Origin of the sequence: Plantibacter sp. VKM Ac-2876, assembly GCF_015350715.1 — a bacterium.
In the GTDB taxonomy this organism is placed as follows: Bacteria; Actinomycetota; Actinomycetes; order Actinomycetales; family Microbacteriaceae; genus Plantibacter; species Plantibacter auratus.
Map to the genome: position 1 here is coordinate 360,069 of NZ_JADKSI010000002.1, position 13,072 is coordinate 373,140.

The 13,072-nt window shown below is 68.5% G+C and carries 10 protein-coding genes; 4 read left to right on the plus strand and 6 right to left on the minus strand.

Going from position 1 to position 13,072, the window contains the following annotated elements; translation table 11 throughout:
• Positions 1 to 53 precede the first annotated feature (53 nt).
• Complete coding sequence (locus ITJ62_RS08075; protein WP_229938850.1) at positions 54 to 2,132, minus strand: type IIA DNA topoisomerase subunit B; 2,079 nt, start codon at positions 2,130 to 2,132, stop codon at positions 54 to 56.
• A 231-nt stretch (positions 2,133 to 2,363) separates the two neighbouring features.
• Between ITJ62_RS08075 and ITJ62_RS08080 the strand changes: the two genes are divergently transcribed.
• Positions 2,364 to 2,594: a hypothetical protein gene (locus ITJ62_RS08080; protein WP_079705880.1), complete on the plus strand. Its 231-nt coding sequence runs from the start codon at positions 2,364 to 2,366 to the stop codon at positions 2,592 to 2,594.
• Between the two features lie 91 nt (positions 2,595 to 2,685).
• On the opposite strand, the gene ITJ62_RS08085 is transcribed toward ITJ62_RS08080, so the two are convergent.
• The 5 genes from ITJ62_RS08085 to ITJ62_RS08105 all read right to left on the minus strand — a co-directional run bounded on the left by ITJ62_RS08085 (position 2,686) and on the right by ITJ62_RS08105 (position 8,447).
• Positions 2,686 to 3,435 (minus strand): hypothetical protein, encoded by a 750-nt coding sequence (locus tag ITJ62_RS08085; RefSeq protein WP_194600775.1) that lies wholly within the window; start codon positions 3,433 to 3,435, stop codon positions 2,686 to 2,688.
• Positions 3,432 to 4,694, minus strand: coding sequence for a MurT ligase domain-containing protein (locus ITJ62_RS08090; protein ID WP_194600778.1), 1,263 nt, complete (start codon positions 4,692 to 4,694; stop codon positions 3,432 to 3,434). The genes ITJ62_RS08085 and ITJ62_RS08090 overlap by 4 nt, the downstream gene beginning before the upstream one ends.
• Before the next feature lie 4 nt (positions 4,695 to 4,698).
• Complete coding sequence (locus ITJ62_RS08095) at positions 4,699 to 6,021, minus strand: RNA polymerase sigma factor (protein ID WP_194600781.1); 1,323 nt, start codon at positions 6,019 to 6,021, stop codon at positions 4,699 to 4,701.
• A 185-nt stretch (positions 6,022 to 6,206) separates the two neighbouring features.
• Positions 6,207 to 7,514: an MFS transporter gene (locus ITJ62_RS08100; RefSeq protein ID WP_194600784.1), complete on the minus strand. Its 1,308-nt coding sequence runs from the start codon at positions 7,512 to 7,514 to the stop codon at positions 6,207 to 6,209.
• A gap of 9 nt (positions 7,515 to 7,523) precedes the next feature.
• Positions 7,524 to 8,447 (minus strand): proteasome assembly chaperone family protein, encoded by a 924-nt coding sequence (locus tag ITJ62_RS08105; protein WP_079705876.1) that lies wholly within the window; start codon positions 8,445 to 8,447, stop codon positions 7,524 to 7,526.
• 120 nt (positions 8,448 to 8,567) lie between these two features.
• On the opposite strand from ITJ62_RS08105, the gene ITJ62_RS08110 reads away from it, so the two are divergent.
• The 3 genes from ITJ62_RS08110 to ITJ62_RS08120 all read left to right on the plus strand — a co-directional run bounded on the left by ITJ62_RS08110 (position 8,568) and on the right by ITJ62_RS08120 (position 13,064).
• A complete protein-coding gene (locus tag ITJ62_RS08110) occupies positions 8,568 to 10,070 on the plus strand; it encodes a leucyl aminopeptidase (protein WP_194600788.1) in 1,503 nt (500 codons plus the stop codon).
• Positions 10,071 to 10,165: 95 nt separating this feature from the next.
• Positions 10,166 to 11,539, plus strand: coding sequence for a dihydrolipoyl dehydrogenase (gene lpdA, locus ITJ62_RS08115; protein ID WP_064293772.1), 1,374 nt, complete (start codon positions 10,166 to 10,168; stop codon positions 11,537 to 11,539).
• 61 nt (positions 11,540 to 11,600) lie between these two features.
• Positions 11,601 to 13,064 (plus strand): 2-oxo acid dehydrogenase subunit E2, encoded by a 1,464-nt coding sequence (locus tag ITJ62_RS08120; protein ID WP_194600791.1) that lies wholly within the window; start codon positions 11,601 to 11,603, stop codon positions 13,062 to 13,064.
• Positions 13,065 to 13,072 lie beyond the last annotated feature (8 nt).

The following is a 13,072-nucleotide window of genomic DNA, read 5'->3' on the forward strand; positions in this document are numbered from 1 at the left end:
GCACTGCTCGATCCGGGCCTTCGTCGTCGGTCCTGCTTCTCGGTGGACGACGATCAGACGTCGATGCTCTCCCGCGACAGCCGGTCGGAGCTGTCGACGATGAACTCCTTGCGCGGGGCGACGTCGTTGCCCATGAGGAGTTCGAAGATCCGTCCGGCCGACTCCGCATCCTCGACCCGGACACGGCGCAGCGTCCGGTGACGGCGGTCCATGGTGGTCGTGGCCAGCTGGTCGGCGTCCATCTCCCCCAGGCCCTTGTAGCGCTGGATCGGTTCCTGGTGCTTCTTGCCGGTGCGCTTGAGGTCGCTGAGCACCGCGTGCAGTTCGGCTTCGGAGTAGGTGTAGATCGTCTCGTTCGGCTTGGAGCCGGGATTGATGACGATGACGCGGTGGAGCGGCGGTACCGCGGCGAACACGCGACCCGCTTCGATCAGCGGCCGCATGTACCGGAAGAAGAGCGTGAGCAGGAGCGTCCGGATGTGGGCGCCGTCGACGTCAGCGTCGCTCATGAGGATGATCTTGCCGTAGCGGGCGGCGTCGAGATCGAACGATCGTCCGGAACCCGCGCCGATGACCTGGATAATGGACGCGCACTCCGCGTTCGACAACATGTCGGAGACGGAGGCCTTCTGCACGTTGAGGATCTTGCCTCGGATCGGGAGCAGCGCCTGGTAGGAGCTGTCTCGGGCGAGCTTCGCCGTGCCCAGTGCCGAGTCGCCCTCGACGATGAAGAGTTCGCTGGACTCGAGGTTGCCTGAGCGGCAGTCGACCAGCTTGGCCGGCAGCGACGAGTTCTCGAGCGCGTTCTTGCGGCGTTGCGTCTCCTTGTGGGTCCGCGCGGAGATCCGGGACTTCATCTCCGACACGATCTTCTCGAGCACGAGCGCGGTCTGCGCCTTGTCGTCGCGCTTGGTCGAGGCGAACCGCTCCTTGAGCTCCTTCGTGACGACGTTGGCGACGATGGCGCGGACGGCCGGCGTGCCGAGGATCTCCTTCGTCTGGCCCTCGAACTGCGGCTCCGCGAGGCGCACCGTCAGCACCGCTGTGAGGCCGGCGAGGACGTCGTCCTTCTCGAGCTTGTCCGTGCCGACCTTGAGTCGACGGGCGTTCTGCTCGACCTGGGCGCGGAGGAACTTCAGGAGGCCCTGATCGAATCCGAGTTGATGCGTGCCGCCCTTCGGCGTGGCGATGATGTTGACGAAGCTGCGCATGACCGTCTCGTACCCGGTACCCCACCGCAGCGCGATGTCGACCTCTGCCTCGCGCTCCACCTCGGTGGCGACCATGGTGCCCGACGGCGACAGCACCGGGACGGTCTCGGTGAACGTGCCGCTGCCGGTGAGGCGCCAGGTGTCGGTGAGTGCGGTGTCGCCCGCGAGGTAGTCGACGAACTCGGAGATGCCGCCCTCGTAGCGGAACATCGCCTCGGTCGGCTCCTCGACGGTCTCGTCGCGGATGTGGATGCCGAGCCCCTTGATGAGGAAGGCGGTCTGGCGTGCGCGGCCGAGGAGCTCCTCGGCCTGGAACTGGGCGCCCTTCGTGAAGATCTGGCGGTCGGCCCAGTAGCGGATCCGGGTGCCGGTCACGCCGCGCTTCGTCTTGCCGATGACGCGGAGCTCGCTCTGCTTCTCGAACGGCGTGAAGGGTGCGTCCGGTGTCGGCTCCCCCGTGTCGGCGAAGATCCCCGGCTCACCGCGGTGGAACGACATGGCGTAGGTCTTGCCGCCACGATCGACCTCGACGTCGAGTCGCTCGGACAGGGCGTTGACGACGGATGCGCCGACGCCGTGCAGCCCGCCGGACGCGGCGTACGAACCGCCGCCGAACTTCCCGCCGGCGTGGAGCTTGGTGAAGACGACCTCGACACCGGAGAGGCCGGTCTTCGGTTCGATGTCCACCGGGATACCACGTGCGTGGTCGCGCACCTCGACGCTCTGATCGGCGTGGAGGACGATCTCGATCTGATCGCCGTACCCGCCGAGGGCCTCGTCGACGGAGTTGTCGATGATCTCCCAGAGGCAGTGCATGAGGCCACGCGAGTCGGTGGAACCGATGTACATGCCCGGTCGCTTGCGCACCGCCTCGAGGCCTTCGAGGACGGAGAGATGCCTGGCGGAGTAGTCGCTGCTCACGCTTCCCAGCGTAGTCGTCGGCACCGACACGCCGAGGGAGACACTCGGCGCGCGATCGTCCGGACCCGCGCGACGGCGCGTTCCCGCGGGCGGTCGACCCATCCGGCTGCACGGTTGATCCGAATCATCTACGCGCACAGCGAAAAGAACACGGAATGGGACCCCGTTGTGACAATCGCGTGCTTTCATGAGTACTACGAGTTTCGTAGCCGCCCGAGTCAGGAGGAGCACATGTCACAGACTGCTACCGAGAGCACGCCGAGTGACCTCGACGCCCAGCAACTGACTGCCGCCGATCGTTGCGATCTGTGCGGAGCACAGGCCTACATCCGCGTGCAGATGAACAGCGGTGAGCTGCTGTTCTGCGCGCACCACGGCAAGAAGTACCAGGAGAAGCTGACGCAGGTCGCGACCGACTGGCACGACGAGTCCGCGCGACTCTTCAATGAGCAGCGCGCCTAGTCCACCGGCATCACGATGAAGGGCCCCGGATCCGAGATCCGGGGCCCTTCGTCATGTCATCGAGGAAGCGCGGAGTCGAGAACGCACGTACTCAGGCGAGCGCCGAGACGATCTGCGCTCTCGCGTTGGCGGCGATCTCGTCGAGGGCGTGGAGTTCCGGTGATTCGTCGAGCATCGAGGTGCCCCCGGCGACCGTGATCGCCAGACGGAGCAGCCGATCGGCCAGTTCCGGGTTCTTGGCGAGGACGGGACCGTGCAGGTGGGTTCCGACGAAGGGTCCGACCAGTGCACCCTCCGTGCCGTCGCCGTTGCCTCGTCCGTGCTGCACGGAGCCGATCGACTCGACGCCCGTCCCGGCTCGGAAGTCCCGCCCGTGGTTCTCGTACCCGACGAGCACCGGGGCGTCGAGCTCGAGGCCGCTGCTCGGCACGACGACGAGGTCGTCACTCGCCCGCGTGCGCCGCAACGGGGCGTCGCCCTCGATGATGGCGAGGCCCTCGACCCAGCTCCCCGGTACCAGCTCGAGCCGGCGAGTGAGGAGCTTCCAGCCGTTGGCGACCGCGAGGACGGGCACGCCGGCCTCCACCCAGGCGATGAACGCGTCGCGGAACGGGCGGAGCGCCTCCAGCACCTGTGGCGCCGACGGGTCGTCGCACGACCCGAGGACGACCGCGTGGACCGTGCTCGGGAGCTCGGCGACCGATTCGACGGGGACGAGCTCGACGGCGAGGCCACGCGCGCGGGCCCGGCGAGCGAGGACCGCGCCGTTCTCGGCGTCGCCGTTCACATTGCAGCTCGAGGGCAGGAGGACGGCGATGGTGATCGTCGGCTCGGTCGTCATGCGTCGTCCTGATCGTTCGAGGCGAGGCCGAGGTGCGCGCGGGTACGGCGCATCGAGTCGGCGGTGAAGATCACGGTCTTCCGACCGTGCGCGGGCGCAGGGAGGGCGAGGAACGCGTCCAACGCCGTGCCGAGGTCCGGTTCGATCCGGTCGATCTCGACGCCGTCGTAGCCCAGCTGCAGCGCGGCCTCCCAGGCCTTGGACCCCGACACGAGCGCCACACGACCGAGCCTGGACGTGTCGACCGGCCAGAGGTACGAGGGATCGCGGACGTCGCTCCCGACGGCGACCAGGATCTGCTCCGTGTCGGCCGCCAGGCTGTCGACGTTGAGCTGATAGCTCGCGGGGTTCTGGACGAGGACGAACTCGACCTCGACACCGCGGACGGTCGTCACCTCGCCGCGGCCGAACACCGGCGTGAGCGCGCGGAACGACTCCGCCGCGGTGGTGAGCTGGAACTCGGGGCCGAGGATCGCGGCGGCGCCGGAGAGGGCTGCAGCCGCATCCACGGCGTAGTGCACGCCGCGAGCCGGCAGACGGAACCGGACGGTCTCGCCGCGGTGGGTGATGGACACCAGGTCGCCGTCGAGGGCTTCGACGACGGTTCCGGAACCGGGATCGACCCGATCGGACGAGGTGGTGCTGTACCCGAGGCCGCGTGAGCTGGCGCCGAGCACGGCCGTCGAGACGCCGTACCGCCATCGCGTCGCGTCGCTGCCTGGCGCGACGGCGTCGACGAGCGCGTCATCGCCGTTCAGGACGAGCGACGTGCTCGATCGGGCAGCGATCGCGTCGAGCATGCGCGCCACCATGGCGGCGTCGTGGAAGCGGTCGATCTGGTCGACGGACACGTTGGTCAGGATGACGTGGGCGGGTGCGAGTCGCGGCGCGATGAGGGCGCCGTGTCCTTCGTCCATCTCGAGCACCCCGAGTTCGGCGTCGATCCGGCCGCGGAGGTCGGCTCGTTCGAGGAGGGCAGAGGTGAGCCCCTGCGAGATGTTCGCCGTCGACGGGTTCGTGAAGACCGACACGCCGTGGGCACGCAGGATGCCGACGAGCATCTTGGTCGTCGTCGACTTCCCGCTCGAGCCGCTCACGATCACGAGACCACGCGGGAAGGCGTTCAACGTGTCGGGGAGGAACCCGGGCGCGATGCGGTTGACCACGAGGCCGGGAACGGCCGATCCCCCGCCCGGCTTGCGCAGCCTGGCGAGGAATCGGACGGCACGACCGGCGAGGATGGCCGGGGCGTAGCGCATGCTCCTACTCGAGGTAGTCGCGGAGCGACTGGGATCGGCTCGGGTGACGCAGCTTCGCCATGGTCTTCGACTCGATCTGCCGGATGCGCTCACGGGTGACCCCGAAGGTGTCGCCGATCTGGTCGAGCGTCTTGGGCATGCCGTCGCCGAGGCCGAAGCGCATCCGGATGACACCCGCTTCCCGCTCGGAGAGCGAGTCGAGGAGCGACTCCAGCTGCTTCTGCAGCATGGTGAAGCTGACGGCGTCGGCCGGCACGACCGCCTCGGTGTCCTCGATGAGGTCGCCGAACTCGCTGTCGCCGTCCTCGCCGAGGGGCGTGTGCAGCGAGATGGGCTCGCGGCCGTACTTCTGGACCTCGATGACCTTCTCAGGCGTCATGTCGAGTTCGCGGCTGAGCTCCTCGGGCGTGGGCTCGCGGCCCAGGTCCTGCAGCATCTGCCGCTGGACGCGGGCGAGCTTGTTGATGACCTCGACCATGTGCACCGGGATGCGGATGGTGCGTGCCTGGTCGGCCATGGCGCGCGTGATGGCCTGACGGATCCACCAGGTCGCGTAGGTGGAGAACTTGAAGCCCTTGGTGTAGTCGAACTTCTCGACCGCACGGATGAGGCCCAGGTTGCCCTCCTGGATGAGGTCGAGGAACTGCATGCCGCGGCCCGTGTAGCGCTTGGCGAGGCTCACGACGAGACGGAGGTTCGCCCCGAGGAGGTGGCTCTTGGCGCGGGCGCCGTCCTTCGCGACCCACTGGAGCTCACGACCGACCCGCGAGCGCTTCTCGAGGTCGGAGAGCGGGGCGAGCTTGTCCTCGGCGAAGAGGCCCGCCTCGATGCGCATCGCGAGTTCGACCTCTTCGGCCGCGTTGAGGAGCGCGACCTTACCGATCTGCTTGAGGTAGTCCTTGACCGGGTCGGCGGTGGCGCCGGTGATCGCAGCGGAGTACACCGGGATCTCGTCGTCGTCGCTGTTGGAGAGCACGAGTGCGTCGGTGGGGAGGGTGATCTCCGGCACGGACTTGTCGTCCTCCTCCTCGACCGCCTCGGTCGCGTCGCCTGCGGGCGCGTCGACCACGGCGTCGTCGGCGACGACCTCGACGACGACGTCCTCGTCGTCCGTGCCCTCATCGGGCTCAGTGCTCGACTTCGTACCCGCCTTGGCGCGGGTGGCCTTCTTGGGAGCAGCCTTCGCTCGGGTCGTGGTGGCCTTGGTGGTCCGAGCCTTCGCTGCGGGAGCCTCCGTGGCCTCGTCTGCTGGCGCTGCTTCGTCTGCGCGAGCCGTCTTGGTGGCCATAGCTGCACCTTCCTGTTCGGACCCGGCATGGACAGTCATCGCCGGATCGTCCGTGATTTCGGACATTACGAGGACCCATGTCAAGTCTTGGTGCAGTGCAACCCGAAAAGGGCCGCCGACATTCCGAGAGGTGAACGGGTCCGTGTTCCATTATAGCGCGCGCCGGAAGACCTCAGAGCCACAGGCCGTTTGTCAAGGGTGGGATCGGGGGACGAAGCGAACGCTCAGCGACGGCGCCCAAGCCTGGCACGGACTGCGATCCACAGCGGTCCGACGGCGATGCCCTCGTCCTCGGCGAAGCGTCTCCGCGTGCGGGACCGGGCGACGAGCAGCATCCCGACCCCGAACCCGACCACCAGGTACTGCACGGAGAAGGCGATCCGGAAGCTGTCCATGGAGTAGTCGGCACGGGATCCCCCGCTGACCGCATCGATGATGAGACCGATGAGGAACATCATGACGAAGCTCGCGAGGAACCCACCGACGTTCACGATGCCGTTCGCCCCGCCGAGCGCGCGGATGGGGTTGAAGGTGCGGGCGAAGTCGAACCCGATGAGTGAACCGGGGCCACCGACCCCGACCACGACGAACAGGACGATCACGAGCCACATCGGTGGGACGCCCGGCCAGAGGAGGAGTGCGGCCCAGGCGACGCCCATGACCGTGACGATCCCGAGCACGAGGTTGCTCCGCCGGTAGGGGAATCGGGCGGTGAGCACCCCGAGGATGGGTCCGGCGACCATGCCGGAGACCACGATCACGATGAGCAACGATGCGGCGAGGGGCTGCGGGTAGCCGAGGGCGTAGACCATGAACGGGAAGCCCCAGAGGAGTGTGAGGACGGTACCGGAGGACTGGGTGACGAAGTGCGACCAGAACCCGAGACGCGTCCCTGGCCGACGCAGACTGATGACGACCTCGCGGACGACGTGGCCCCAGGTCTCGGGGCGCGGCGCCTCGTCGGAACCGGACGGCCGGTCGCGGACGACGATCAACACCCCGACGAGCGCCAGGAGGACGAGTCCGGCCGCACTGAGGAACGCCGGCGACCAGCCGAAGGCGTGCAGGACGAAGGAGAACGGCACCGCCGAGAGGATCTGTCCGATCTGCCCGATGTTGCCGACCCACTGCGAGACGATCGGCACCCGACGGGTGGGGAACCAGGAGTTCACGAGCCGCAACACGGAGGTGAACACCGCGGCGTCGCCGAGGCCGACCAGCATCCGGCCGATGATCGCGCCGCCGAGTTCGGTCGTGAGGCCCAGCCAGATCTGGCCCGCCATGACGACCGTCAGCCCCGCGATGATCAGGACGCGAGGTCCGAGGCGGTCGATCAGCACTCCGACCGGGACCTGCATGGCGGCGTACACGATGAGCTGCGCGACCGCGAGGGTCGACAGCGCGGCGGCGTCGATCTGGAACCGCTCAGTGGCGTCCACTGCTGCCACGCCGAGCGTCGACCGCTGCATGACGGTGATGAGGTAGGCGAACACTCCGACGCCGAACACCCACCAGACGCGTCGAGATCCCACCGATCCAGCTTAGGTGGTCGAGCGGTCCTCGTCGCCGTGGCGCCGGCTCGCGAGGAACTTCTCGAGTTCCGCGGCGATCTCATCGGCCGTCGGGAGCGCCCCGTCGATGTCGGTGAGCGGCGATTTCGGCGAGTTGTCGGCCATGTAGGCGTCGTACCGCTCCTCGAGCGTCGTGACCAGCTGGCCGAGCTCGTGGTTGGTCCCGACCTGCTCGTCGATCTTGACGAGGAAGTCGCGGCTGTCCTCGCGGAGGCGGTCCGTGGGGAAGATGAGCCCGGTCGCCGCGCTGAGGCTCTCGATCGCCGTGATCGCCGCGGCCGGGAACTCCGTGTCGGCGAGGTAATGCGGCACGAGGAGCACGAAGGCCGCGATGCTGTCGCCGCGCTCGTAGAGGCGGTACTCGAGGAGGTGGAGCACGTTTGACGGCACCTGGGTGCGGGGGCGCCAGACCGAGAGCGACTCGATGAGGTCGAACCGGTTGCCGCTGACGGTGACGCCGATCGGCCTGGTGTGCGGGACCGGCATCGGGATGGCGTGCACCCACGTGGTGTCGCTGACCCGGAATCGGTCGACGAGCTCGAGCACGGCCGCGACGAAGCGGTCCCAGAGGAAGTCGGGCTCGAAACCGGTGAGCAGCAGGAACGGCGACCCGAGCTCGTCGTGGGCGAGCGACAGGGTCAGCCGGGGTGGTCGGTACTCCGTCAGGTGGTCCTGGTCGAACGAGATGATCGGCCGGCGGGCCCGGTAGTCGAGCAGGACGTCGGCGTCGAACTCGGCGATGACCGTCGTGTCGAGGACGTCGTCGAGGTAGGCGTTCAACTGCCCGACCGCGCCGCCGGCGTCGGAGAACCCGGTGAGCCCTGCGACGAGGTGGAGGCCGGCGGGGATGTCGATCTCCGGGTGCACCTCGTAGAGGTCGTCAGGCGTAGGCATGCTTCAACTCTAAACGGGGGTGTCGCAGCGCCCTTCCCCTCCGAGCGTCGGCGGTACCGCCGAGAGCGAACACCGGCGGCCCCGCCTCGGACCGGAACGGCACGTGCCTACGATGGAGGCATGACGATCCCTGTGCTCTCCGTGTTGTCCGCCGCCGTCGAGGGAGTCGAGGCCGAACTGCTCGTCCTCGCGGTGAGGAAGGGCGACGACGGACCGGAGCTCCTGGCGCCCGACGTCTACGCGCCGCTCGCGGACGAGCTGCGCGCCTCCGGGGTCACGGGGTCCGAAGACCAGGTGCGACGCCTCCCCGACCGGTTCGGCGCGGCCTCCGGTCTCGTGCTGGTCAGCCTCGGTCCGGATGCGGACGACGCGGCCTTCCGACGAGCCGCGGGTGCAGTGACCAGGACGATCGACGGCCAGGCCTCGATCGCGTTCGCGTTGACGAAGGAGACGGCCGCCGCCGCCGAAGCCGTCCTCGAGGGGGCGGCCATCGGCGCCTACCGCTACACCGCGTCGCGCGGTGTCGGATCCGCGCAGCCACCGACACCGCTCGAGCAGATCACCGTCGTCGTCCCGTCGACCGTGGACGCACCGGATGCCGGGCTCGCGGAGCACGCCACCGCGGTCGCCGAGGCCATCGCGCTCGTGAAGGACTTGGTCAACACGCCGCCGAACGAGCTCTACCCGGCGACCTTCGCCGACGCGGCCCGAGCAGCGGTCGACGGCCTCGACGTCGGGGTGGAGGAATGGGACGAGACCCGCTTGGCCGAGGACGGCTTCGGCGGCATCCTCGGCGTCGGACAGGGTTCCTCGCGACCTCCGCGACTCGTGAAGCTGAGCTACCACCCGGAGGCCGCCAGGAGCCACCTGGCCCTCGTCGGGAAGGGCATCACCTTCGACAGCGGCGGTCTCTCCCTGAAGCCGCCGGTCTCGATGGTCGGCATGAAGTACGACATGACCGGCGCGGCGACCGTGCTCGCCGTCCTGGCCGCTGCCGCGCGTCTCGGGGTGCCCACCAGGCTGACCGCTTGGCTCTGCCTCGCCGAGAACCTCCCGTCGGGCACGGCGATCCGGCCGAACGACGTCCTCACCATCCGGGGTGGACGCACGGTCGAGGTCACCAACACCGACGCCGAGGGCCGGCTGGTCCTCGCCGACGGACTCGTCGCTGCAGGCGAGGAGGGCCCGGACGCCATCATCGACGTGGCGACCCTCACGGGAGCGGCCGTGGTCGCGCTCGGCAACCGCTACACGGGCGTCATGGGCGACGCGTCGTTCGTCACCGACCTCATCGCGACTGGTTCCGGTGCGGACGAACTGTTCTGGCCGATGCCGTTCCCCGCGGAGCTGCGCAAGGTCCTCGACTCCGACGTCGCCGACCTCGCCAACGCGAAGCCCGGGACCACCGCGGGCGGCATGCTCGTCGCAGGCACGTTCCTCCAGGAGTTCATCGCCGACCGCACCGACGAGGAGGGCGTCACCACCCGCATCCCGTGGGCCCACCTGGACATCGCCGGGAGCGCGATGAACGGCGACGCCCCCTACGGCTTCACCGCTAAGGGCCCGACCGGCGTCGCAGTCCGCACCCTCCTCGCAATGGCCGAGGAGATTAGCCACCCGTAGTAAGGTCGGTGGGGGCGGTTCGACCCGCCTCGACGCCGCCGAACACACCACGACGGTTTCCGATCGACCACGAAGCACACACAAGGAGCAACGGAGTGTCCGAGCAGAATTTTGACCTGGTAGTCCTGGGAGGCGGAAGCGGCGGATACGCTGCGGCGTTGCGCGCTTCGCAGCTCGGCCTCACCGTCGGCATGATCGAGAAGGACAAGGTCGGCGGCACCTGCCTCCACCGCGGTTGCATCCCGACGAAGGCGCTGCTGCACTCCGCCGAGGTCGCGGACGCATCGCGCGAGTCGGAAAAGTACGGCGTCAAGTCCACCTTCGAAGGCATCGACATCGAGGGCGTCACGAAGTACCGCGAGGGCATCGTCGCGAAGAAGTACAAGGGACTCCAGGGCCTCGTCAAGGCCCGCGGCATCACCACCATCGAGGGTGAGGGCCGTCTGGTCTCCCCGACGAGCGTGCAGGTCGGCGACGACCTCATCACCGGCAAGAACGTGATCCTCGCGACGGGCTCCTACAGCCGCTCGCTCCCCGGTCTCGAGATCGGTGGCCGCGTCATCACGAGCGAGCAGGCGCTGCAGCTCGACTTCGTGCCGAAGAAGGTCGCCGTCCTCGGCGGCGGCGTGATCGGCGTCGAGTTCGCGAGTGTCTGGAAGTCGTTCGGGACCGAGGTCACGATCATCGAGGCGCTCCCCCACCTCGTCCCCAACGAGGACGAGTCGATCAGCAAGGCCCTCGAGCGCGCGTTCCGCAAGCGCGGCATCGAGTACTCGCTCGGCGTGCGGTTCCAAGGCGTCACCCAGGACGACTCGGGCGTGCACATCACGCTCGAGGACGGCAAGACGATCGACGCGGAGCTGCTGCTCGTCGCCGTCGGCCGTGGCCCGTCGACCGCCGGACTCGGCTTCGAGGAGGTCGGTGTCACCATCGACCGCGGCTTCGTCATCACCAACGACCGTCTCGAGACGAACATCCCCGGCCTCTACGCCGTGGGCGACATCGTCCCCGGCCTGCAGCTCGCGCACCGCGGCTTCCAGCAGGGCATCTTCGTGGCCGAGGAGATCGCCGGTCTCAAGCCGGTCATCATCGAGGACGTCAACATCCCGAAGGTCACCTACAGCGACCCCGAGATCGCGTCCGTCGGTCTGAGCGAGGCCAAGGCGGCCGAGCAGTACGGCGCCGACAACATCACGAGCTACGACTTCAACCTCGCCGGAAACGGCAAGAGCGAGATCATCGGCACGAGCGGAAACGTCAAGGTCATCCGGGTCAACGACGGCCCCGTCATCGGTGTGCACATGATCGGCGCCCGCGTCGGTGAGCTCATCGCCGAAGGCCAGCTCGCCGTCAACTGGGAGGCCTACCCCGAGGACATCGCGCCGCTGATCCACGCGCACCCCACGCAGAACGAGGCGCTCGGCGAAGCATTCCTCGCGCTCGCAGGCAAGCCCCTGCACGCGCTGTGACGCATTCCGAACACCCCAATAAGCTAGTGAACACACAACAGGTTTCAAAGGAGACAAGGTCATGAGCGAATCCGTCAGCCTCCCGGCACTCGGCGAGAGTGTCACCGAGGGTACGGTCACCCGCTGGCTGAAGAATGTCGGCGACACCGTGGAGGTCGACGAGCCACTGCTCGAAGTGTCGACCGACAAGGTCGACACCGAGATCCCTTCGCCCGTCGCGGGTGTCATCGAAGCGATCCTCGTCCAGGAGGACGAGACCGTCGAGGTCGGCACCGCTCTCGTGACCATCGGTGATGGTTCGGGTGCGGCTGCGGCCGAGGAGCCCGCGCCCGCCGCGGAACCGGCTGCTGCCGAGCCCGCTCCGGCCGAGCCCGCTCCCGCGGCCGAGCCCGAGCCGGCACCTGCTGCCGCGCCGGCTCCCGCTGCTGCTCCGGCTCCGGCACCTGCTGCAGCTCCGGCACCTGCCGCAGCTCCGGCTCCCGCCGCCGCGCCTGCTCCGGCACCTGCTGCAGCTCCGGCTCCCGCCGCCGCGCCTGCTGCTGCTCCGGCTCCGGCGCCCGCCGCTGCACCTGCTGCTGCTCCGGCACCAGCTGCTGCGCCTGCCGCTTCGACGCCTGCCGCCGGCGGGGTCGTCAACTCCGGTTACGTCACGCCGCTGGTGCGTCGTCTCGCCAACCAGCACGGGGTCGACCTCAGCACGGTCACCGGCACCGGTGTCGGCGGACGTATCCGCAAGGAAGACGTCCTGCAGGCTCAGAGCGCCGGTGGAGCCACGGAGTCGCCCGCTGCTCCGACCGTCCAGGTCTCCGAGCTGCGTGGCACGAGCAAGGCCATGTCGCGTCTGCGCAAGGTCGTCGCCGAGCGCGCCGTCGCTTCGATGCAGGGCACCGCCCAGCTGACGAGCGTCGTCGAGGTCGACGTCACGAAGGTCGCGGCACTCCGCACGGCCGTCAAGGACGAGTTCCTCGCCAAGACCGGCAACAAGCTGTCGTTCCTGCCGTTCTTCGCCCTTGCTGCCAGCGAGGCGCTCCAGACGTACCCGATCATCAACGCCACCGTCGACGGCGACCAGATCGTGTACCCGGAGACGGAGAACCTCGCGATCGCCGTGGACACCGAGCGTGGCCTGCTGACGCCGGTCATCCGCAACTCGGGCTCCAAGTCGATCGCCGAGCTCGGCGCCGAGATCGCCGATCTCGCGCAGCGCACCCGCGACAACAAGCTGCAGCCCGATGAGCTGTCGGGCGGCACCTTCACGCTGACCAACACCGGTTCGCGCGGCGCCCTGTTCGACACCCCGATCGTGTTCCTGCCGCAGTCGGCGATCCTCGGTACGGGTATCGTCACGAAGAAGCCGGTCGTCGTGACGGTCGACGGTGCAGACGCGATCGCGATCCGTTCGACGGTCTACCTCGCGCTGAGCTACGACCACCGCATCATCGACGGCGCGGACGCTGCACGCTTCCTCGTCCAGGTGAAGAACCGCCTCGAAGCAGGCGACTTCCGCGGCTCGCTCGGGATCTGATCCCGAAT